Source organism: Polaromonas sp. A23 (assembly GCF_002001015.1).
In the GTDB taxonomy this organism is placed as follows: domain Bacteria; phylum Pseudomonadota; class Gammaproteobacteria; order Burkholderiales; family Burkholderiaceae_C; genus Polaromonas.
Window position 1 is genome coordinate 93,244 of record NZ_MUNO01000026.1, and the last position, 20,105, is coordinate 113,348.

Below are 20,105 nucleotides of genomic sequence, written 5' to 3' on the forward strand. Positions count from 1 at the left end.
GACCCCTGCGGCAAGACTATTTGAGTCGGGCCAGACGCTCTTTGGCAACAGAGGCCGCTTCCGACTGCGGGTAGGCCTTGAGCAGGTCTTCCAGCGTCTTGCGGGCGCCCTTGGTGTCCTTGAGTTCGACCTGGCAGTTGGCGATGGCCAGTACAGCTTCAGGCGCGCGCACATGTTCCGCATCGGTTGCCACCAAGGCGCGAAAATTGATCACGGCGTCACGGTAGTTGCGGAGTGCGTACTGTGCATTGCCAAGCCAGAACAACGCGGAAGCCTTGTAGCCGCTTTGCGGATAACGCTTGAGGAAGTTGGTAAAAGCAGTCTGGGCCGGCCCAAACTCGCCCTTGCGCATGACAGCCAGCGCCGCTTCAAACTCCTGCTTTTCCGCGGGTTCGGCCGTGAACTCCCGGCCATCGACACTGACTTTGGAGGGCTCGAACCTGCTCAATCTGTCGTTCACGCCTTGCGACATATCCTTCTGCATACGTTGGACTTCAGCCAATTCGCGAGCAAACTGCTCGTCCTGCCCGCGCATTTTGGCCAGTTCGCTGCGCAGTTGCTCAATCTGGCTGGACAACTCGAGCAGACTGCGACGCAACTGCGCGGTCTCGTCTCCAGACTTGCGCAGCTCGGCGGTTGTTGCATCCAGCCGCTGTCGCAATTCAAGAATCGCCTTGCGGGCTTCATCATCCTCAAAAAGGGCTGCATGGGCGTTAAATGCCATGGCGCAGGCGAGTGCGCAAACCAATGCCCCCAGCAAAGTCCGAATTTTTTTCAAGCTCATGACTCAGGATTAACGGTAATTGAACTCGGCCCGCCGATTCTTGGCATAGGCCTCTTCATTTGCACCAGTAGCGGCGGGCTTTTCCTCACCGAAACTCACGGCTTCGACCTGTGCATCGGTAGCCCCGAGAAGACCAAGCGCGCGGCGCACGGCCTCAGCACGCTTCTGGCCCAGTGCCAGGTTGTACTCGCGCCCGCCACGCTCATCGGTGCTGCCTTCAATGACCAGCTTGCGGGCCTTATTGGCGCTGAGGAAACGGGCATGTGCTTCAACGGTTGCCTGGAATTCCGGCTTGATGACAAAGCTGTCGTAGTCGAAATAGATGACTTTTGCGATGCCGGGTGGGCCGGCAAGGGACGGGTCAGTGGCTCCAATCAGAACTGGTTCAACATTGCGACCCGATACCCCGGATGCATCACCCGTGCCCTGGCCAGTGCCAGTACCTGTCCTGTTTTCAACCGGGACCTCGTTGAGTTTGACCCCTGAACTACAACCTACCAAGGCGGCAGTCAGAGTGATGATGGAGGCTAATGAAATCAGGATGCGCTTCATGGGAGTACTTTCAGTATTAACAAGAATATTTATATCTGGCTAGCTGGGTTACCTCTGGAAAGGTCCCCAGTCTGGCTCGCGTATGTCACCGGTTGCACCTGTTAGCCGAGCCTTGATCTTGCCGTCCAGCGTGGTGGTCAGCAGCGCTTCCCTGCCCTGCTGTTGGGTGGCATAAACAATCAGGCGGCTGTTGGGTGCAAAGCTTGGGCTTTCATCGGCACTCGTGTCTGTCAATGCGATCGCAGTTCCCTTGCCAAGTTCCATCAAGTACAGCTTGAAGGCACCGCCTATCCGGGAAATATAGGCGAGCCAGCGACCATCGGGACTGAGGGCCGGTGATATGTTGTAACTCCCGGTAAAGGTGACTCGCTCGACATTGCCGCCACCGGCACCCATGCGGTAGATCTGCGGGGACCCGCCCCGGTCGCTCACAAAATAAACGAACTTTCCGTCCGGAGAAAATGCCGGCTCTGTATCGATACTGGCCGACTGTGTCAGGCGCCGAGGCTCCCCGCCTGCGGCCGAAATCGCATACAACTGGGAGCCGCCGTCACGGCTTAGCGTCGCCACCAGCGAATTGCCATCGGGCGCCCAGGCGGGCGCACTGTTGGAGCCTCTGAAGTTCGCCAGCAAGCGCCGTTTACCCGTGGCCACATCGTGCGCGTAAATCACGGGCTTGCGCGATTCAAAGGACACGTAGGCCAGTTGCGATCCATTGGGTGACCAGGAAGGGGAAATAATGGGCTCCGGGCTGGTCAGTGCGGACTGCGCGCCCTCGCCGTCTGAATCGGCGACCCACAGGTTGTAGCGCTGGGCCACCTTGGTCACATAGGCAATGCGGGTCGAAAAGACGCCTTTCTCACCGGTCAGCTTTTCATACACAAAGTCGGCAATTCGGTGTGCCGACAGGCGCAGATCACCCTGGGTTACCACAAAGCTCTGTCCGCCGAGGTCTTGCCCGCGCACCACGTCCCAGAGACGGCAACGCACGTCATACCGGCCATCGGCCAGACGGGTCACGCTACCGGTCAACAGGGAATCTGCCGCCCGTTGGCGCCATACAGACAAGTCAGGCCTCGAACTTTCATCGAGACTCTGGCCGCTTGAGTCGACCGCGCGGAACTGGCCGCTTCGCTCGAGATCGGCCTGCACAATGGCGGCAACTTTTTGAGGCGACTGTGCATCACCACGAAATCCTGCAATCGCGATAGGTAGCTGGGTCAGGCCCACGCCCGACACCTCGACGCGAAACTGGGCCCATGCAGGCCATACTGCAAGACCACCCAGGCCGCCAGCCAAGCCTGCAACAAAGGTTCGACGGGCAGAAACCAGGCCTTGGGCCACGGATGAATCAGATTTTTTTGGGTTCATTTTGCTGGTTCAAACAATACAGAGTGAAATACTTGCCAAAAGCGGCCTGAGCCTGCATGGCGCACACGGCAAACCCCATGCTGCCATCCAGGATGCCAAGGCGAAAGAAATAACTTTTCACGAAGGCCATCAGCCCGGATATTACCGCCCTGGGCATGGAGCTGGACTTGCCTCGGGCGCGCGCCTGCTCGGCCCATGCCAGGCTGTACTGCTCCAACTTGCGCCAATAATGTGCCGGTGTCGGGTAGCTGTAATGCAGCATCTGGTTTTTCAGACGGGACAGCGTGCCGGATTTCAGAATCACGCGTTCGTGCACCAGATCATTGCTGAACTCGGCCTGCCCGCGCCGAAACAGCCGCAGCACGCGGTCGGGCGTCCAGCCACAGTGGTAGATCCATTGCCCGCAAAACTGTGTGAGCCGCGGTATCTCGAACGCGTTGGCAGCCGGGTCTTGTGTGACCCGCTGTATTTCGGCCGCAAGTTCGGGGGGAATGCGTTCATCCGCGTCCAGCGACAGCACCCAGTCCTGGGTGGCCAGGTCGAGGGCAAGGTTCTTCTGCGGACCGAAGCCCGGCCATTCTGTGGTCTGCTTAACTTCTGCACCAAAAGCACTGGCGATCGCACATGTGTTGTCGGTGCTGCCGCTGTCAACAACAACCCATTGGTCAGCGAACCGCACGGACTCCAGGCATGCCTGCAAATTGGCCTCTTCGTTTTTTGTGATGATGATGACGGACAGGGTCATGAGAGTCGGATGTGGGTGGTTTTTGCAAGCCAGCAACCACAACAGCCCCTCCACAGACAAGCCTGTCATTGTGGGCGCTGCGAGCGCGGGCGTTTGTAGGAATTGGCCTCCAATTGTTCCACGATAATGCAGGCTTGCTCACTCCAGCCCAGCGTCCCCCAGCACCATGCCCAAAATCGCAGTCCTTTTCCGCCCCGCCAATGAGCGCGCAGCCGTGGTATTGATCCCTGCGGGTAGCGGAGTCCGGACTTGACGGATAACCCGGCCACGCCGGACGGCAATGCCGCCGCCGCGCCGCCGCCGTTGCCCATGGGCAACCGGTTGCGCCGCATTCGACCCTATTTCAGCCAGCCAGCCAGCGCCTGGATTCTGGCCATCGGGGCAACCTTGGTCGGTGCAGCCACGGAACCGCTGATACCCGCCCTTTTGCAGCCCTTGCTGGACAAAGGCTTTCGCAAGGGTGATCTCGCCATCTGGATGGTGCCCGTGGCCCTGCTGCTGCTGTTCGGCGTTCGGGGATTCGCTGGGTTTGTCGCTGAAATTGCACTGGCCAAAGTGACCAACCTCGGCCTGTTGAAGTTGCGCAAGGCGATGTTCAACAAATTGCTGACAGCGCGGCTCGACCTGTTTTCCACCCAGTCGGCCAGCGCCCTGTCCAACACCGTGGTCTATGAGGTGCAAAACGGCTCGTCCATGCTCGTCAATTCAGTCATGGGCCTGGCGCGCGACTGCCTGGCCGTGGCGGCCCTGTGCGGCTACCTGCTTTACCTGAACTGGCGCCTGACGCTGATCATCACGCTGCTGATTCCAGCCATTGCCTGGGTAATGCGCGTACTTTCAAGCCGTCTGTACCGCCTGACCCGGGCCAGCCAGGGTGCCACCGACTCCCTGGCCTATGTGGTTGAGGAAAACGTGCTGGCTCATCGGGACATCCGGCTGCATGCCGCGCAGGAAGCCCAGGCCGACCGGTTCGCAAAATTGAGCGACACCCTGCGCCGCCTGTCCATGAAGTCCGTGGTGGCCTCGGCAGCCATGACCCCGGCCACCCAGTTGCTCACCGCCTCCGCGCTGTCCGCAGTCATTTCCGTGGCACTGCTTCAGAGCGCTACCGACGACACCTCCGTAGGCTCCTTTGTGGCCTTTGTCACCGCCATGCTCATGCTGGTGGCCCCCATCAAACGCCTCTCAGAGGCCGCCAATCCGATCACACGCGGTCTGGCTGCCCTTGAACGAGGGCTGGATCTGATGGAGAAAACCCACGACGAGCCCGGCGGAACTTTTGCGAAAGCACGGGCGAACGGGCGAATCAGTTTCATCAACACACGCGTGGCCTACAGCGACGATGGTGCGCCCGCGGTTGACGCCCTGAACCTGGACATTACACCCGGCGAAACCGTTGCACTGGTAGGTGCCTCGGGCGCCGGCAAGACCACCCTGGTCAACCTTTTGCCGCGTTTTGTGGAGCCAACGTCGGGCACCATAGAACTCGATGGCCATGAGTTGCGCGAATGGGAAATCGCTTCATTGCGCAGCCAGTTTGCACTGGTCAGTCAGCACGTCGTCATGCTGAATGACACCGTCGCTGCCAACGTTGCGCTGGGCCTGGATGTCGATCACGACAAGGTGATGGCCTGCCTCAAGGCCGCCAACCTGGAACGGTTCGTTACCGAACTGCCACAGGGCATGAACACCCTGGTCGGCCACAATGCGACCCAGCTGTCGGGTGGGCAGCGCCAGCGGCTGGCGATCGCCCGGGCGCTGTATAAAGACGCCCCCATCCTGATCCTCGACGAAGCCACCTCGGCCCTAGACACCGAGTCCGAGCGCGCAGTGCAGGAAGCCCTGCTGCGCCTCATGCGCAACCGCACGACCCTGGTGATTGCGCACCGGCTGTCCACCGTCCAGCATGCCAGCCGCATCGTCGTGATGGACGCGGGCCGCATCGTCGAGACGGGAACACACATGGAGCTGATCGAACGCGACGGCCCCTACTCACGCCTGTACAAGCTGGGCTTGTACGATGCCGATCTATCGCAAAGCGCATCCGTCGCGCAATTGTCATGACTATCTCCATCAGTGGTTTTACTTTTATCCGCAACGGTGTTGAGCTGGGTTTTCCGTTTGAGGCTTCGATCCGCTCCCTGCTTCCTTTGGTCGACGAGTTCGTGGTGGCGGTAGGCCAAGGCAGCGACGACACGCTCGCAAGGGTACGCGCCATTGGCGACCCGAAGATCCGCGTGATCGAAACGGTATGGAACGAACGCATGGCCGACCGCGGTTTTGTGTATGCGCAGCAAAAGATGATCGCGCAATACGCCTGCACTGGCGACTGGGCCTTCTACCTCGAGGGAGACGAAGTGGTCCACGAGAAAGATCTCGCAGCCATCCGGGCCAGTGTTGAGCAGCATCACGGCAACCCGGCGGTGGAAGCGCTGGTTTTCGACTACCACCACTTCTATGGCTCGCCCCAATGGATTTCGATCAGCCCGGGCTGGTACCGACGCGAATGCCGGTTGATCAGAAACACCATCCGCTCCTACGCGCCAGACGGCCAATACTGGCTGGTGACCACCGATCACAAGCGGCCGCGTAACCCGCAAGCGGCCTTGGCCAACGCCCACATCTATCACTATGGCTGGATCCGCCGCAACGAGGACATGCAGAAAAAGCTGGACCAGGTGAGCAAATACTGGGCAACCTCCACCAAGATGCAGGTCCGCTACAGCCAGTTCGATGCACGCGCGCTAAAGGCTTTCGAAGGTACGCACCCCCAGGCGGTACGGGAATGGCTTTTAACCGGCGCTGAACAGGATTTACAGATCGATCCGGCTTACAAGCCCACGCGCAAGGAAAACAAATACCACTTGATGCGGCAGATCGAGCAACTCACCGGGCTGGACTTCAGCCGCAAACACTTCAAGCTGGTGGCCTGAGCGCAGCGTTTCAGCGCTGCTCGGCATTCAGCGTTGCGAAGTACACGGCTTCCTGCTGGCGCGCAATGGTTGGCCACTGGTAGCGGTTCGCAAACGCCCTCGCCTGCTTACCCAATTCCTGCCGCAAGACCTCGTCGCCGAGTACCTGTTTGAGGGTGCGAGCCAATTTCGCGACATCTTGGGGATCGTCCAAAAGCAGCGCATCCGCGCCATGACTGAGCAGGCTGGAAATACCACAGTACGCTGCACTGCTGACCACCACCGGCAGGCCGTGCGCCATGGCCTCCAGAACCACCATGGCAAAGGTGTCCTCCAGCGTCGGGTGCACGAGGCAGTCCGCCGCTCGGTACGCAGGCGCCACGTCCTGCAGCGAGCCGAGAAAAAAAACGCTACTGGTCACACCTTCCGCTTGCGCCTGACGTTGAAAGACCGGGATTTGCCCCGGGTTGCCCACCACCGCCAGCACCACGTCTGCAGGCAGGTCGCGCAGCACTCGCAGCAGCGTTCCCAGGCCCTTCTTGCGGTAGTCATTTCCAACAAGCAACAGGCAGCGACCCTCGGGCGGCAGTCCCAGTTGCAGGCGGGCAGCACGCCGCTCCGTCGCGTCAGTAGGTGAGACGGGCCATACCACCCCCGGTGTGATGACAGTGCTCATCGCTGCGGCGGCCGGATAGGTTGCGGCCAGGGTGTCACCCAGGCTGGCCGATGTCACCACCACGCATCGCCCGCGCCGGGGCGCGACGCGCAGGCGCTCCAGCCCCAGGTAGGTCAACAGGCGCGGGCTGGTCCAGACTTTGGCCCAGGCCAGCACACGACGCCACCCGGTCCGTCCATGGAACAGGTTGTATTTCACCGGCAGCACATGCACGGTCTGAATCTGTCCATGCCAAGTGTTTTCATGCGAATGGACAATGTCAAAACCCCGGCGTGTGGCCAACCAGGTGGCTGTGGCGTACCAGAGTTGGTTCAACCAGCGTGGCTTGCGCAAGAGCATGGAAACCGGGTGGTAAGCCACGCCTGGCGCGTGGTGCCTGATTTCCTGTGCAAACACATGGATCTCGTGGCGCTGCGCAAGTTGCTCAACAAGCGCAATCGAATAGCGTTCTGCCCCACCTCCGGCCGGGTCAAAAATGCGGTTCAGCACCGCAATGCGCAGCCTGTGCGGTGCCTCAGCGTCAGGGGGCGCGCCAGTCACTTGCGGTCCCGATCTTCGTATGCGGTCGCAATCTTGAGCCAGAACACCGGCAGGCTGGTGGAACGAACGACGGGCACCCGCGGCAATTCCATCAGGTCGTTCCCGGCGGAACTGCGCCCGCGCTGCGTTGTGGTGACAGTGTGGAACCCGGCCTGGCGGGCCATGACAACATGCTGCGGCCCGTACTCTCCATACGGATAGCAAAAATGCCGCACGGGCGAAGCCAGCAACGCTTCCAGCGCAGCCTTGTCCTGCGCCATTTCGGCCATGGCCACGGAGGGTTCACTCTGCAACAAACGCACATGGTTCTGCGTGTGCGAGCCCACTTCCTGCCCGCCAGCCACCCAGAGGCGCAGCTCCTTGGCATCCATCAGCGGCACTTGGGCAACGCCTATGCCTTCGTCCCACACATTGGTCTTGCCCAGAAGGTTGCTGACGGCATAACAGGTCGAAGAAAAGCCATGGCGCTGCAGCACAGGCAACGCATGGGTCAGGTTGTTCTGGTACCCGTCGTCAAAAGTGATGCCCACCACCTTGCCGGTTTTTTCCCCACGCAGATAGGGCAGCAGCCTGCTCATCGACAGGCCCTGGTAACCCAGCAGCTTGAGCAAGGCCATTTGCCGGGCGAACGACGCCGGCGCCACGCAAAGACTGCGGAATGGCGCCGGCTTGGGTGGCGCTTCACTGATCTGGTGATAAACCAGAATCGGTATCGGGCGCTGGGGGATGGCTGTGTCAGGCATGCGTGGCGGTGCGTCAGAGCAGGACGATATCGTATTGTTCCTGTGCCATAGCGGCTTCTGACTGGAGCGAGATCGGCTTGCTGATGAAGTCGCTCAGGCCAGCCAGATGCTGGCTTTCCTCGTCAAGAAACAACTCAATCACCTTCGGCGAAGCAATGATCCTGAACTCCTTCGGATTGAACTGACGGGCCTCCCGGAGAATTTCACGCAGGATGTCATAACTGATGCTGCGCGCGGTTTTGACCACGCCCTTGCCCATGCAGGCACTGCACGGCTCGCAGAGTTGATGCGCCAAAGACTCGCGGGTCCGTTTGCGGGTCATTTCCAGCAAACCCAGCGGTGAGAAACCATTGACGTTGGTCTTGATACGGTCACGCGCCAGCTGCTTCTGGAACTCGGCCAGCACCGCATCGCGATGGCCAGCTTGCACCATGTCGATAAAGTCGACGATCACGATGCCGCCCAGGTTACGCAGACGCAATTGCCTGGCTATCGCCTGGGAAGCCTCCAGATTGGTTTTGAAAATCGTGTCGTCGAAATTTCGCGCGCCCACAAAACCGCCGGTATTCACATCCACCGTCGTCAACGCTTCGGTCTGGTCGATGATCAGGTAGCCACCTGACTTCAGGTCCACACGGCGGCCCAGTGCCTTGGCAATTTCCTCGTCAATGTTGAACAGGTCAAAAATCGGCCGCTCGCCGCTGTGTAACTGCAGCCTTTGCAGGGTGGCAGGCATGAACTCAATCGCAAAACGCTTGAGCTCTTCAAACTGCTCGCGCGAGTCAATGCGAATGCTCTGGGTGGTCTCCACCACAATGTCCCGCAGCACCCGCTGCAGCAGGCTCAGGTCCTGGTGGAGCACGGATGTGGGGGGCAGGCGCAGCGCGGCGTCCTTGATACGCCCCCAGGTCTTGCGGAGGTAAGCGATGTCCTCGCCAAGCTCGGCATCGCTGGCGTCTTCCCCGTTGGTCCGCAGGATAAAGCCTCCTCCCAGATCGGACGTAAGGGCCTGAAGGCGCCGGCGCAACTCTTCACGCTGCGCGGCCGGGATTTTCTGCGACACGCCGATATGGTTGTCCTGCGGCAGGAACACCAGCAAACGCCCGGCAATGCTGACCTGCGCCGTGAGCCTGGCGCCTTTGGTGCCTATCGGGTCCTTGAGCACCTGCACCATCAGCGACTGACCTTCAAACAGCTGCTTTTCAATCGGCTTCGGCGCAGCGGCCGGCGCCGTGGCGTTGTCGGTATCCGCATGCCGGCTGTTGATGCTGCTCATCAGGTCCGCCACGTGCAGGAAGGCCGCGCGATCCAGACCGATATCAATAAAGGCCGATTGCATGCCCGGCAATACCCGGGCCACCTTGCCCAGGTAGACATTGCCGACCAGACCCCGCTCCAGCGTGCGCTCGACATGCAGTTCCTGCACCGCGCCATATTCGACAACCGCCACTCGGGTTTCCTGCGGCGACCAGTTGATCAGGATGTCTTGTTGCATGCTTTTTGTCTCGGGAAAATTATATTTTCATGCCTGCAGCATTGAGCAGCAGTGCCGTTTCATGCAGCGGCAAGCCCATGATGCCCGAATAGCTCCCGCTGATATGGCTGATGTGCATGGCCACCCTGCCCTGCACCGCATAGGCACCCGCCTTGCCCATGGGTTCACCACTGGCCACATAGGCGCGGATCTGCGCCTTGCTCAGAGGTGCGAAGGTCACACGCGACGCGCTCAGGGCCTGCAGTCGCTTGCGTCCATGCTGCACCGCCACCGCAGTCAGCACACGGTGCGTGGTACCGGCCAGTTCGCCGAGCATGCGCGCGGCGTCGGCCGCGTCATCGGGTTTGCCGTAAATGCGGCGTCCCAGCGCGACGGTGGTATCGGAACACAACACGGGCGCTGGCGGCAAGCCTCGTTGCTTCAGGCGTGCCACGGCGGCATCCAGCTTGAGTTGCGTTACACGCTGGACATAGGCCGTCGGCGATTCGCCAGGTAATAGAGCTTCCAGCGCTTCGCTGTCTTCATCAGCGTCCGCCAACAGCAGCTCACAAGACACGCCCAGCTGCTCAAGCAATTGCCTGCGACGGGGGCTTTGAGAGGCAAGATAGATAAAGTCAGTCATACAGTCAGCGCACGGAAGCCCGTCCCTTCAAGCAGGGGCCGCGGAACCGGCTTCGCCGGCCCGCAGGCGCAGCGGCCCCCGAGGGGCTGGAGCCTGCGGCTCCAAACCTGCCTGCGCAGGTTTGGACAGGCGACAAAGGCGAAGCGTCTCGCGAGCCGCGGCCTGCAAGGCCTCGGGAGCTACACGCAGTGAGCGACCGTGGGGGCATTGGCCGCCGCGCCGGGCCGCCCCAAGCAAGGCCAGCCCCCTCGGGGGGCAGAGAGTTACACGCAGTGAACGAACGTGGGGGCAACATCACTCTCTGTGGTACGGGTGATTCACCGTGATGCTCCAGGCACGGTAGAGCTGCTCAATCAGCAGCACACGCACCATGGCATGCGGCAAGGTCAGGTCTGACAGGCGCACACGTTCATGGGCTGACTGCTTGAAGCCCGGATCCAGCCCATCAGGGCCGCCAATCACGATGGCCACGTCATCGCCTTCGCGCTGCCAGGCCTTGAGCTTTTCGGACAGCGCCACCGTGGTCACGGCGGTGCCGCGTTCGTCCAGGGCCACGATGCGTGTGCCTTTGGGAATCACGGCGTCAATGCGCTGGCGTTCGGCAGCCAGCAAGGTTTCGAGTGTTTTGGAGGCTCGCGGCTCGGTTTTGACGGCCTTGAGCTCCACACGAAGCTCCGGTGGAAAACGCTTGGCGTAGTCGTCGTAGGCGGTTTGCGCCCAGTCGGGCACTTTCTGGCCGACCGCGACAATCGTCAGCCTCATTTGCTCCGGGTCGTGGTTTTCTTCGCTGCGGGTTTCTTGGCTGCGGTTTTGGCAACCGTTTTCTTCGCAGCTACCTTTTTGGCAGCCGGAATTTTGACGATCGGTGTTTTCGCCGGTGCTTTTTTCACGGCAGTTTTTGCAGCGGCGCGAACCGGTTTGGCTGCAGGCTCAGCCGCCGGGGCGGCGGCATTGCGTTTGGCGGTCCAGTCATTGGTTTTGCCGACCCGACCGACGTAAGTGCCGTCATCTGTTCTGGCCGCAATCTTTTTGGCAGCAGGTTTGCCCGCTTTGGCAGCAGGCTTGACGCCGGCGCGAGCCCTGGCCGGCTTGGGCGCATCTTCGACCTCAGGTTTGGCTGCTTTAACCAGAGGTGCGGGTGCGCCGAGCTTGAGTTTGACAGGCTTGTCGCCCCACAACTCTTCAAGATGGTAGTACTGGCGAATGGTCGGCTGCATGATGTGGGCCACAGCCGCGCCACAATCCACAATGATCCACTCCCCGTTGTCTTCGCCCTCAATCCGTGGCTTGGCGAAACCCGCATCACGCACGGCGTCGCGCACACTGGCCGCCAGCGCCTTGGTCTGGCGGTTGGAGCTGCCCGAGGCGATGATCACACGCTCGAACAGCGAGGTGATGTGCTCCGTGTCAAACACCTGAATGTCCACCGCTTTCACATCTTCCAGCCCATCGATGATGGCTCGCTGCAGTTTCTGGACGTCTTTTTTGGCAGCGGTGCTGGCGGTGTTGGCGGGGGTGGAAGTCATGCAGTGGTTTGCTTCAATGAAAAAAATGGAGTTGACGGGAATTAGGAAGAAACATAGAGCCGATGGCGCTCAATATAACGCGCAACCGGCTCGGGAACCAAGGGGGCCCAACCCTGCGGGCTGGCGTGGCCTGAACTGATTTGCAACCGTATGTCGGTGGCACTCACAGGCATCAGCGGCAGTTGCAGGGTCAAAACCGCATGCCGGGCCTGTTTTTCAAGCTCAAAACCGGCCTGTGTCCTTACCGGATCAGCGCGGTTTGCTATACAAATTATAGCTATTTCCAGAATCGCCTCCCAGCGGTGCCAGCTTTTCAGCGCGGCAAACTGGTCGTCCCCAATGACAAGGTAGAGCTGTGCTTCCGGATTTTCAGCCTGGAGGGCCTCCAAAGTGTCAATGGTGTAGCTGGGGCCGGCACGCAAAAGCTCTCGATCGTCAACCACCACGCGGTCCAGCCCGTCAAACGCCAGCCTGGCCATGGCCAGGCGGTGTTCCGGTGCGCTGAGCGTCCTGCGTTTGTGCCAGGCCTGGCCGGTGGGAATGATGTGCAGGCGATCAAGCCCAAGCTGGGCCAGCGCGGTTTCCGCAAGCGCCACGTGCGCCCGATGCGGCGGATCGAAGGATCCGCCGAAAACGCCCAGGCGCTTGATCACAGCGACCGGCGGCGCACTCAAAGCCAGTCCCGCCTGACCAAAAATTCGGTGGACAGCCGCTCTTCCGCAGAACCGGCCTCGACCGGCCGCTGGTACGACCAGCTGGCCAGCGGCGGCATGGACATCAGAATGGCCTCGGTGCGGCCGCCCGACTGCAGGCCAAAGTGCGTGCCGCGGTCCCAGACCAGGTTGAACTCCACATACCGGCCGCGCCGGTAAAGCTGGAAGTCACGCTCGCGCTCGTTGTAGGCCATGTCCTTGCGGCGCTCGACAATCGGCAGGTAGGCCTCCAGAAACGAGTCAGCCACGGAGCGCATCATGGCAAAACTGCCTTCGAAGCCCAACTCCTGGAAGTCGTCAAAAAACACACCGCCTATGCCACGCTGCTCGTTCCGATGCTTGAGATAAAAGTACTCGTCGCACCAGGTCTTGAAGCGCGGGTACTTGTCATCGCCAAAAGGCAGCAGCGCATCCTTGCAGGTTTGATGAAAATGCACCGCATCTTCCTCAAAGCCGTAGTAGGGTGTCAGGTCCATGCCGCCGCCAAACCAGTAAGCCGACGGGCCTGAAACGGGTGTGGCGGCCAGCATGCGCACATTCATGTGCACCGTGGGCACGTAGGGGTTGCGCGGGTGAAACACCAGGGAAACGCCCATGGCCTCAAACGGCGCGCCAGCCAGCTCGGGCCGGTGTTGCGTAGCCGAAGGCGGGAGTTTCGGACCAAGCACATGCGAAAACCCGCAGCCGGCGCGTTCAAACACCTGACCCTGCTCCAGGATTTGCGTGATGCCCCGGCCCTGCAGGGCTTCCCCCGGCTCCTTTTGCCACTGGTCGACCGCAAAAGGCCGGCCGTCCACCGCAGCTATCGCGTCGGTAATGCGTTCCTGCAGGCCCAGCAGGAAACCGCGAACACCGGAAAGATCTGGGCTGGTCATGGGAAGGTGGTGTAAATACGGGGTCAGGGCGCGCTGGTGGGAGCGGCCCGGTTCAGGACCTGATGGCCCGAAAGCCAATGTCCTTGCGGTACTGCGCACCGTCAAAATGAATCGCCTGCGCAAGCTCGTAAGCCCGGTGCTGTGCTTCCTTGACCGAGCTGGCCAGCGCCGTGACACACAGCACGCGGCCACCGTTGGTCACCACGCTACCCTTGACACCTCCCGGAGCAGTGGATGTTCCGGCATGGAACACCACCGCATCTTCGGCGGCTGCCAACGGGCTGACCGTTGGCAGGCCGGTGACGGCATCGCCCTTGCGGGGCTTTAGCGGGTAGCCATGTGCGGCCATCACCACACCCAGCGCCACGCGGCGGTCCCATTCCAGTTCCACCTCATCGAGCTTGCCCGAAGTGGCGGCCATCATCACGTCAAAAAGGTCGGACTTGAGCCGCATCATGATGGGCTGGGTTTCAGGGTCGCCCATACGGCAATTGAATTCCAGCGTCTTGACCTTGCCGTCCGGAGTGATCATGAGTCCGGCGTAGAGAAAACCGGTGAAAGGAATACCGTCTTTTTCCATGCCCTTGATCGTCGGCATGATGATCTCCCGCATCGCCCGCGCATGCACGGTGGGCGTCACCACCGGCGCTGGCGAATAGGCACCCATGCCACCGGTGTTGGGGCCTTCGTCTCCATCCAGCAGGCGCTTGTGGTCCTGGCTGGTAGCCATGGCCGCCACGTTTTTTCCATCGCACATCACGATGAAGCTGGCCTCTTCGCCCTCCAGAAACTCCTCAATCACCACGCGCGCACCACCGGCGTTGTGCGTCACGCCCAGCGGGTTGAAGCTGGGGTCGGGGGCCAGCATGAATTCGATGGCTTCGTGCGCCTCGTGCAGGCTCATCGCGACCACCACACCCTTGCCGGCAGCCAGGCCGTCGGCCTTGACCACTATCGGTGCGCCTTTTTCGTCCACATAGGCGTGCGCAGCGGCCGCATCGGTGAAGGTTTCGTATTCGGCGGTCGGAATGCCGTGACGCTTCATGAAGGCTTTGGAAAAAGCTTTGGAGCTTTCCAGCTGCGCGGCCGCTTTGGTGGGGCCAAACACCCGCAGGCCGTGCGCGCGGAATTCGTCGACGATGCCGGCTGCCAGCGGTTGCTCGGGGCCGACGACCGTCAGCGCTATCTTTTCTGTAGCTGCCCACGCCCGCAGCGCCTGGACATCCGTGATATTTATGTTCTCAAGCCGCGGATCAAGCGCGGTGCCGCCGTTGCCTGGTGCCACATACACCGCCTGCACTTTGGGCGACTGGGCCAGTTTCCAGGCCAGCGCGTGTTCACGGCCGCCGCCACCGACTACCAAAACTTTCATGCGAGAACTTTCATAGGTATTTCAAAGCAAGCGTAGGCCGCTAGGGCCCCTCTTGACCAGCCAGGGCCGCGGAACCGGCTTCGCCGGGCCGCAGGCGCAGCGCCCCCTCGGGGGCAGCGACGACACGAAGTGCGGAGCGTGGGGGCTCATAAAATCTCGGCGTTGTGAAACACGTCCTGCGTGTCGTCCAGGTCTTCCAGCACGTCCAGCAGCCGCTGCATTTTCTGCGCATCTTCGCCGCTGAGCTCGATCATGTTGTCAGCACGCATGGTCACCTCGGCCACTTCAGGCTTCAGGCCCGCAGCCTCCAGCGCGTTCTTGACAGTCTCGAAGTCCGCATACGGCGTCAGCACTTCAATTGCACCATCGTCATGGGAAATCACGTCGTCGGCGCCAGACTCCAGCGCCACTTCCATAATTTTTTCTTCGCTGGTGCCGGGCGCAAAAATCAGCTGGCCGCAATGCTTGAACTGGAAGGCCACCGAACCTTCGGTGCCCATGTTGCCGCCGTGTTTGGAAAACGCGTGCCGCACTTCGGCCACGGTGCGCACCTTGTTGTCGGTCATGCAGTCGACGATGATGGCAGCGCCGCCTATGCCGTAGCCCTCGTAACGCACTTCCTCGTAATGCACGCCTTCCAGGCTGCCCGTGGCCTTGGCAATGCCGTATTTGACATTCTCCAGCGGCATATTGGCCGCCTTGGCTTTTTCAGCAGCAAGGCGAAGCCGCGGGTTGGTGCCCATGTCGCCGCCACCCATGCGGGCCGCCACCATGATCTCGCGCATCACACGGGTCCAGATGCGCTGGCGCTTCTCGTCCTGGCGTCCCTTGCGGTGCTGAATATTCGCCCATTTACTGTGACCAGCCACGGAAATCCTTTGGAATTGATTTAATCTACAAACCGCATTTTACTTTTAGGGAGCGCCTCACAGCTCCCGCCAACCCGAGGACACCCCATGGCCGAGCCTTTTCTGATTGCCAAGAACGCCTCCACCCCCTGCGAGCTGCTTCCCGGCCTGGCCAACCGCCATGGCTTGATCACCGGCGCCACCGGCACCGGCAAGACCGTGACCCTGCAGACCCTGGCGGAAAACTTCTCGAAAATCGGCGTGCCGGTCTTCATGGCCGACGTCAAAGGCGACCTGGCCGGCATCAGCCAGGCCGGCAGCATGGGCGAAAAGATGTCGGCTGTGCTGAAAGAGCGCGGCATCGACAAGCCCGAACCCCTCGCCTGCCCCACCACGCTGTGGGACGTGTTTGGCGAGCAGGGCCACCCGGTGCGGGCCACGGTGTCCGACATGGGCCCCTTGCTGCTGGCCCGCATGCTGGGCCTGAACGACACCCAGGCGGGCGTGCTGAACCTGGTGTTCAAGATTGCCGACGACAACGGCATGCTGCTGCTGGACCTGAAAGACCTGCGCGCCATGCTGCAGCATGTGGGCGACAACGCCAGCCAGTTCACCACCGAATACGGCAACATCAGCGCCGCCAGCGTGGGCGCCATCCAGCGTGGGCTGATGCAGATCGAAACGCAGGGCGGCGACAAGTTCTTCGGCGAGCCCATGCTCAACATCAGCGACTTCATGCAAACGGACAACGGCAAGGGAGTGATCAACATCCTGGCAGCCGACAAGCTGATGAACTCGCCGCGCCTGTACGCCACCTTTTTGCTATGGATGCTGTCCGAGCTGTTCGAGCAATTGCCCGAGATCGGCGACCCGGACCAACCCAAGCTGGTGTTTTTCTTCGACGAAGCGCATTTGCTGTTCAACGAAGCGCCCAAGGCCCTGATCGAACGCATTGAACTGGTGGTGCGCCTGGTGCGCTCCAAGGGCGTCGGCGTTTATTTCGTCACCCAGAACCCGCTGGACATTCCCGACTCGGTGCTGGCCCAGTTGGGCAACCGGGTCCAGCATGCCCTGCGCGCCTTCACGCCACGCGACCAAAAAGCCGTCAAGGCCACGGCGCAAACCATGCGGCAAAAGCCCGGCCTCGATATCGAAACCGCCATCACCGAGCTGGCCGTTGGCGAGGCCCTGGTGAGTTTTCTCGACAGCAAGGGCCGGCCCAGCATCACCGAGCGCGCCTATGTGCTGCCGCCAGGCAGCCAGATCGGCCCCATCACACCGCAGCAGCGCCATGCACTGGTCGCCAGTTCGCTGGTGACGGGTGTTTATGAAAAGGAAACCGATCGCGAGTCGGCTTACGAGATGCTGAAGGCGCGCACTGCGGCGGTACAGGCCGAAGCAGCGAAAACCGCAGAAGCGTCCGGTGGACTGATGGGCGGCATCAGCGATGTGCTTTTCGGCTCCAAAGGCCCACGCGGCGGCCAGCGTGATGGCCTGGTGCAGTCGGTGCTGAAGTCTGAAGCCCGCGCGCTGGGGCGGCAGGTGCTGCGCGGTGCGCTCGGCACCATCTTCGGCGGCAAAAAACGCTGAATCTGCACCGGGACAGGGCCCACTTCAAGGCTCTGTCGCATATTAACGACCCGGCAAAAACGCCGGGCTTGTCAATCACGGCACGCATCGGTACATTGGATTTTTTGAAGGATCCGCAATGTCTGCTGAAGCTGCTGCCAAGCCTCTTGATCCCGTCCCGGCACCCGCCTCGCCTGCTGCTGCCTCCACCACTCCAGCCTCGTCCCAACACATCCGCCTGACTTCCCACGCCGGCGGTTTCGGCGCGCTGCCAATCCGCTGGGCTGCGGCCACCCCTGCCGAACGCGGCCCCGTGGTCGGCACCACCACCAAGCGCAGCCACCGCAACGTGATCGGCACACACAGCGGCTCCTACAGCGTTTACCGCGCACTCGCCATCGCCTCCGGCGCACTTTCGGCCAAGCACAAGGCCGACCTCACCAACACCTCCCCCACCGACATCATTGGCCCCTACCCGCAATGGAGCGAACCGGGCCGCATCGTGGCCATGGACCCCTGGGGAGCGACGGTGGCCGACGTGTTTGCTGCCGAGCTGGCTGCCGGCTACGACATCCGCCCGACGATTGCCGTGACGCAGGCGCACGTCATCCTTCCGGAAGTGATTGAAGCCCTGCAGTCCGGCCGCCTGAAGGCCGACGGCAAGTACCTGACCGCCGGCGGCGCCGCCATGGTGACCAAGGTGGCGGTCGAGCCGGTCTGGTACCTGCCCGAAGTCGCCAAACGTTTTGGCTGCAGCGAGACCGATTTGCGCCGCGTGCTGTTTGAGGAAACCGGCGGCATGTACCCTGAACTCGTCACCCGCAGCGACCTGGAAGTGTTTCTGCCGCCCATTGGCGGCCTGACCGCCTACATCTTCGGCAAGCCGCGCGACCTGGCGAATCCCGACGTCGAACTCACGGCCCGCGTGCATGACGAATGCAACGGCTCGGACGTTTTTGGCTCCGACATCTGCACCTGCCGGCCCTACCTGACACATGCCATCGAGGAATGCATCCAGGGCGCGCAACGCGGCGGTGTGGGCCTGGTGTCGTACTTCCGCAAGGAAGGCCGGGCGCTCGGCGAAGTCACCAAATTCCTGGTCTACAACGCACGCAAGCGCCAGGTGGGCGGCGATACTGCCGACCAATATTTCAACCGCACCGAGTGTGTAGCCGGCGTGCAGGACATGCGTTTCCAGGAGCTGATGCCTGACGTGCTCAACTGGCTGGGCATACGCAAGATCCACCGGCTCGTTTCCATGAGCAACATGAAATACGACGCCATCACCCGCGCCGGCATTGAGGTGGTTGAGCGTGTGAACATCCCTGAGCACATGATTCCCGCCGATGCCCAGGTGGAGATGGACGCCAAGATGGCCGCCGGTTATTTCACGCCGGGCGCGGTGCCTACGGCGGAAGAGCTGAAAAAGGCCAAGGGACGGGGGCTTGATGCCTGAGTCCAAGAAGCCACCCTCTACCGCTATCAAAAAAGAAGCTGCTGGCGCCCGTACGCAAAGGGCTGTAGCCGAATTACGCTCTACAAACACGATTCGCAGGCGTGCCACAGCCCTGCTGGAACGCGCGCGCCGCGGCGAGTCAGCATGGTTCACCGTCAACGACGGCGCCATGGCAAACGCCGCCCTGCTGGTGGCAGAGCTGACGCAGGCGCGTTACCCCGACCTGAAAATTCCGTACCACAGCCGCTGGCGGCACTTCGAGGCCGGTGAGGTGGACAGGTTGGCGCAACTGAACCGCGCATTGGGCGAAGCCTCACCCGCGGAAAGGGCCCGTTCGCAAATTGATCTGGCGCTGGTCAGCGTGCTGCTGGACGCAGGCGCCGGCCCCGACTGGTCTTACCGGGAAGCGCCCCAAGGCGAACGCCCCGAACACAGCTATGGCCGCTCCGAAGGCCTGGGCGTCGCGAGTTTTCATGCCTTCATGGCCGGGCTTTTTTCCAGCGACCCTGCGCACCCGCTCCAGGCCGACGCCAAGGGGCTCCAGGCCGTCACGGCTGAAAGCCTGAGCGCAGCTTTTCAGGTGGACCCGAACACCAATCCCTTGGTAGGCCTTGATGGCCGCGCCGCGCTGCTGCGCCGCCTCGGCCAGGCGCTGCAAGACCAGCCCGCGCTGTTTGGCGAGCCCGCGCGCCCAGGGCATTTGTTTGATTTGCTGACCTCGAGCGCAAAAGACGGTGCCGCCATTGCAGCGCACGATCTGCTGGCAGTGCTGCTGACCGGCCTGTCCCCTATCTGGCCCGCACAAAACACGCTGAGTGGCATGGCGCTGGGCGATTGCTGGCGACACCCCGCAGCAGGCAGCGATGAAAAAGGCCTGGCCAGCGGCTGGATGCCTTTTCACAAACTCTCGCAGTGGCTCACCTATTCGTTGCTGGAGCCCTTTGAATGGGCAGGCCACCCGGTTGGCGGCCTGGACGCACTGACCGGTTTGCCCGAATACCGCAACGGCGGCCTCTTCCTCGATGCCGGCGTGCTGCTGCTCAAGGATCCTGCCCAGGCCGACAAGCTGCACGAGGCGGGCGACGAATTGATTGTTGAGTGGCGCGCACTCACCGTGGCCTTGCTCGACGAGCTCGCGCCGCTGGTGCGCGAGCAGTTAGGATTGACGGTTGAGCAGATGCCGTTGGCCTGCGTACTCGAAGGCGGCACCTGGGCCGCAGGGCGCGCACTGGCACAGCAATTGCACCTGGGTTTACCGCCCCTGAACATCCAGAGCGACGGCACCGTATTCTGAGATTCAGAAACA

General features: G+C 61.6%; 19 protein-coding genes. 5 read left to right on the forward strand and 14 right to left on the reverse strand.

Going from position 1 to position 20,105, the window contains the following annotated elements; all coding sequences use genetic code 11:
- Positions 1-16: 16 nt before the first annotated feature.
- Genes ybgF through B0B52_RS13935 form a run of 4 tightly spaced genes read right to left on the reverse strand, consistent with a single transcriptional unit; the run spans position 17 to position 3,452 of the window.
- A complete protein-coding gene (gene ybgF, locus B0B52_RS13920; protein WP_077594256.1) occupies positions 17-784 on the reverse strand; it encodes a tol-pal system protein YbgF in 768 nt (255 codons plus the stop codon).
- 9 nt (positions 785-793) lie between these two features.
- On the reverse strand, positions 794-1,336 hold the full coding sequence (gene pal, locus B0B52_RS13925) for a peptidoglycan-associated lipoprotein Pal (protein ID WP_077594257.1): 543 nt from the start codon (positions 1,334-1,336) through the stop codon (positions 794-796).
- Positions 1,337-1,384: 48 nt separating this feature from the next.
- Positions 1,385-2,707 carry a Tol-Pal system beta propeller repeat protein TolB gene (gene tolB, locus B0B52_RS13930; protein WP_077594258.1) on the reverse strand — a complete coding sequence of 441 codons (1,323 nt, stop codon included), beginning with the start codon at positions 2,705-2,707 and terminating at the stop codon, positions 1,385-1,387.
- On the reverse strand, positions 2,688-3,452 hold the full coding sequence (locus B0B52_RS13935; RefSeq protein ID WP_077594259.1) for a glycosyltransferase family 2 protein: 765 nt from the start codon (positions 3,450-3,452) through the stop codon (positions 2,688-2,690). The genes tolB and B0B52_RS13935 overlap by 20 nt, the downstream gene beginning before the upstream one ends.
- 309 nt (positions 3,453-3,761) lie before the next feature.
- Between B0B52_RS13935 and msbA the strand changes: the two genes are divergently transcribed.
- Together msbA and B0B52_RS13945 are read left to right on the forward strand one after the other, a co-directional pair.
- On the forward strand, positions 3,762-5,516 hold the full coding sequence (gene msbA / locus B0B52_RS13940; protein ID WP_077594535.1) for a lipid A export permease/ATP-binding protein MsbA: 1,755 nt from the start codon (positions 3,762-3,764) through the stop codon (positions 5,514-5,516).
- Entirely contained in the window at positions 5,513-6,385 is an 873-nt protein-coding gene (locus B0B52_RS13945) for a glycosyltransferase (RefSeq protein WP_077594260.1), read from the forward strand. Before msbA ends, B0B52_RS13945 begins: the two co-directional genes overlap by 4 nt.
- A gap of 10 nt (positions 6,386-6,395) precedes the next feature.
- On the opposite strand, the gene B0B52_RS13950 is transcribed toward B0B52_RS13945, so the two are convergent.
- The 10 genes from B0B52_RS13950 to B0B52_RS13995 form a co-directional block, all read right to left on the reverse strand.
- Positions 6,396-7,580, reverse strand: a complete 1,185-nt coding sequence (locus B0B52_RS13950) for a glycosyltransferase family 4 protein (RefSeq protein ID WP_077594261.1) — start codon at positions 7,578-7,580, stop codon at positions 6,396-6,398.
- Complete coding sequence (locus B0B52_RS13955; protein WP_077594262.1) at positions 7,577-8,323, reverse strand: polysaccharide deacetylase family protein; 747 nt, start codon at positions 8,321-8,323, stop codon at positions 7,577-7,579. Before B0B52_RS13955 ends, B0B52_RS13950 begins: the two co-directional genes overlap by 4 nt.
- A 13-nt stretch (positions 8,324-8,336) precedes the next feature.
- On the reverse strand, positions 8,337-9,818 hold the full coding sequence (rng, locus tag B0B52_RS13960) for a ribonuclease G (protein ID WP_077594263.1): 1,482 nt from the start codon (positions 9,816-9,818) through the stop codon (positions 8,337-8,339).
- 19 nt (positions 9,819-9,837) lie between these two features.
- Positions 9,838-10,440 (reverse strand): nucleoside triphosphate pyrophosphatase, encoded by a 603-nt coding sequence (locus tag B0B52_RS13965; RefSeq protein ID WP_077594264.1) that lies wholly within the window; start codon positions 10,438-10,440, stop codon positions 9,838-9,840.
- A gap of 294 nt (positions 10,441-10,734) precedes the next feature.
- Positions 10,735-11,202, reverse strand: coding sequence for a 23S rRNA (pseudouridine(1915)-N(3))-methyltransferase RlmH (gene rlmH, locus B0B52_RS13970; protein WP_077594265.1), 468 nt, complete (start codon positions 11,200-11,202; stop codon positions 10,735-10,737).
- On the reverse strand, positions 11,199-11,966 hold the full coding sequence (rsfS, locus tag B0B52_RS13975) for a ribosome silencing factor (RefSeq protein WP_077594266.1): 768 nt from the start codon (positions 11,964-11,966) through the stop codon (positions 11,199-11,201). The genes rlmH and rsfS overlap by 4 nt, the downstream gene beginning before the upstream one ends.
- Before the next feature lie 41 nt (positions 11,967-12,007).
- Positions 12,008-12,640 (reverse strand): nicotinate (nicotinamide) nucleotide adenylyltransferase, encoded by a 633-nt coding sequence (gene nadD, locus B0B52_RS13980; RefSeq protein WP_371327400.1) that lies wholly within the window; start codon positions 12,638-12,640, stop codon positions 12,008-12,010.
- The gene (hemF, locus tag B0B52_RS13985) at positions 12,637-13,554 is read right to left on the reverse strand and encodes an oxygen-dependent coproporphyrinogen oxidase (protein ID WP_077594268.1); all 918 of its coding nucleotides are present in this window, start codon (positions 13,552-13,554) and stop codon (positions 12,637-12,639) included. The genes nadD and hemF overlap by 4 nt, the downstream gene beginning before the upstream one ends.
- 52 nt (positions 13,555-13,606) lie before the next feature.
- A complete protein-coding gene (gene purD / locus B0B52_RS13990; RefSeq protein WP_077594269.1) occupies positions 13,607-14,926 on the reverse strand; it encodes a phosphoribosylamine--glycine ligase in 1,320 nt (439 codons plus the stop codon).
- Between the two features lie 146 nt (positions 14,927-15,072).
- Complete coding sequence (locus B0B52_RS13995) at positions 15,073-15,795, reverse strand: YebC/PmpR family DNA-binding transcriptional regulator (RefSeq protein WP_077594270.1); 723 nt, start codon at positions 15,793-15,795, stop codon at positions 15,073-15,075.
- A gap of 87 nt (positions 15,796-15,882) precedes the next feature.
- Here B0B52_RS13995 and B0B52_RS14000 point away from each other — a divergent pair, with 87 nt between their 5' ends.
- The 3 genes from B0B52_RS14000 (at position 15,883) to B0B52_RS14010 (ending at position 20,093) form a co-directional block, all read left to right on the forward strand.
- The gene (locus tag B0B52_RS14000; protein WP_077594271.1) at positions 15,883-17,364 is read left to right on the forward strand and encodes a helicase HerA-like C-terminal domain-containing protein; all 1,482 of its coding nucleotides are present in this window, start codon (positions 15,883-15,885) and stop codon (positions 17,362-17,364) included.
- A 118-nt stretch (positions 17,365-17,482) separates the two neighbouring features.
- On the forward strand, positions 17,483-18,799 hold the full coding sequence (locus tag B0B52_RS14005) for a GTP cyclohydrolase II (RefSeq protein ID WP_077594272.1): 1,317 nt from the start codon (positions 17,483-17,485) through the stop codon (positions 18,797-18,799).
- Positions 18,792-20,093 (forward strand): URC4/urg3 family protein, encoded by a 1,302-nt coding sequence (locus tag B0B52_RS14010; protein WP_077594273.1) that lies wholly within the window; start codon positions 18,792-18,794, stop codon positions 20,091-20,093. Before B0B52_RS14005 ends, B0B52_RS14010 begins: the two co-directional genes overlap by 8 nt.
- Positions 20,094-20,105: the final 12 nt, after the last annotated feature.

Coding starts and splice junctions, on each gene's coding strand:
- tolB (WP_077594258.1), bottom strand. CDS start 2,707: ATGAACCCAAAAAAATCTGATTCATCCGTGGCCCAAGGCCTGGTTTCT.
- B0B52_RS14005 (WP_077594272.1), top strand. CDS start 17,483: ATGTCTGCTGAAGCTGCTGCCAAGCCTCTTGATCCCGTCCCGGCACCC.
- B0B52_RS13965 (WP_077594264.1), bottom strand. CDS start 10,440: ATGACTGACTTTATCTATCTTGCCTCTCAAAGCCCCCGTCGCAGGCAA.
- rlmH (WP_077594265.1), bottom strand. CDS start 11,202: ATGAGGCTGACGATTGTCGCGGTCGGCCAGAAAGTGCCCGACTGGGCG.
- hemF (WP_077594268.1), bottom strand. CDS start 13,554: ATGACCAGCCCAGATCTTTCCGGTGTTCGCGGTTTCCTGCTGGGCCTG.
- B0B52_RS13945 (WP_077594260.1), top strand. CDS start 5,513: ATGACTATCTCCATCAGTGGTTTTACTTTTATCCGCAACGGTGTTGAG.
- msbA (WP_077594535.1), top strand. CDS start 3,762: ATGGGCAACCGGTTGCGCCGCATTCGACCCTATTTCAGCCAGCCAGCC.
- B0B52_RS14010 (WP_077594273.1), top strand. CDS start 18,792: ATGCCTGAGTCCAAGAAGCCACCCTCTACCGCTATCAAAAAAGAAGCT.
- rsfS (WP_077594266.1), bottom strand. CDS start 11,966: ATGACTTCCACCCCCGCCAACACCGCCAGCACCGCTGCCAAAAAAGAC.
- B0B52_RS13935 (WP_077594259.1), bottom strand. CDS start 3,452: ATGACCCTGTCCGTCATCATCATCACAAAAAACGAAGAGGCCAATTTG.
- B0B52_RS14000 (WP_077594271.1), top strand. CDS start 15,883: ATGGCCGAGCCTTTTCTGATTGCCAAGAACGCCTCCACCCCCTGCGAG.
- B0B52_RS13955 (WP_077594262.1), bottom strand. CDS start 8,323: ATGCCTGACACAGCCATCCCCCAGCGCCCGATACCGATTCTGGTTTAT.
- purD (WP_077594269.1), bottom strand. CDS start 14,926: ATGAAAGTTTTGGTAGTCGGTGGCGGCGGCCGTGAACACGCGCTGGCC.
- ybgF (WP_077594256.1), bottom strand. CDS start 784: ATGAGCTTGAAAAAAATTCGGACTTTGCTGGGGGCATTGGTTTGCGCA.
- pal (WP_077594257.1), bottom strand. CDS start 1,336: ATGAAGCGCATCCTGATTTCATTAGCCTCCATCATCACTCTGACTGCC.
- rng (WP_077594263.1), bottom strand. CDS start 9,818: ATGCAACAAGACATCCTGATCAACTGGTCGCCGCAGGAAACCCGAGTG.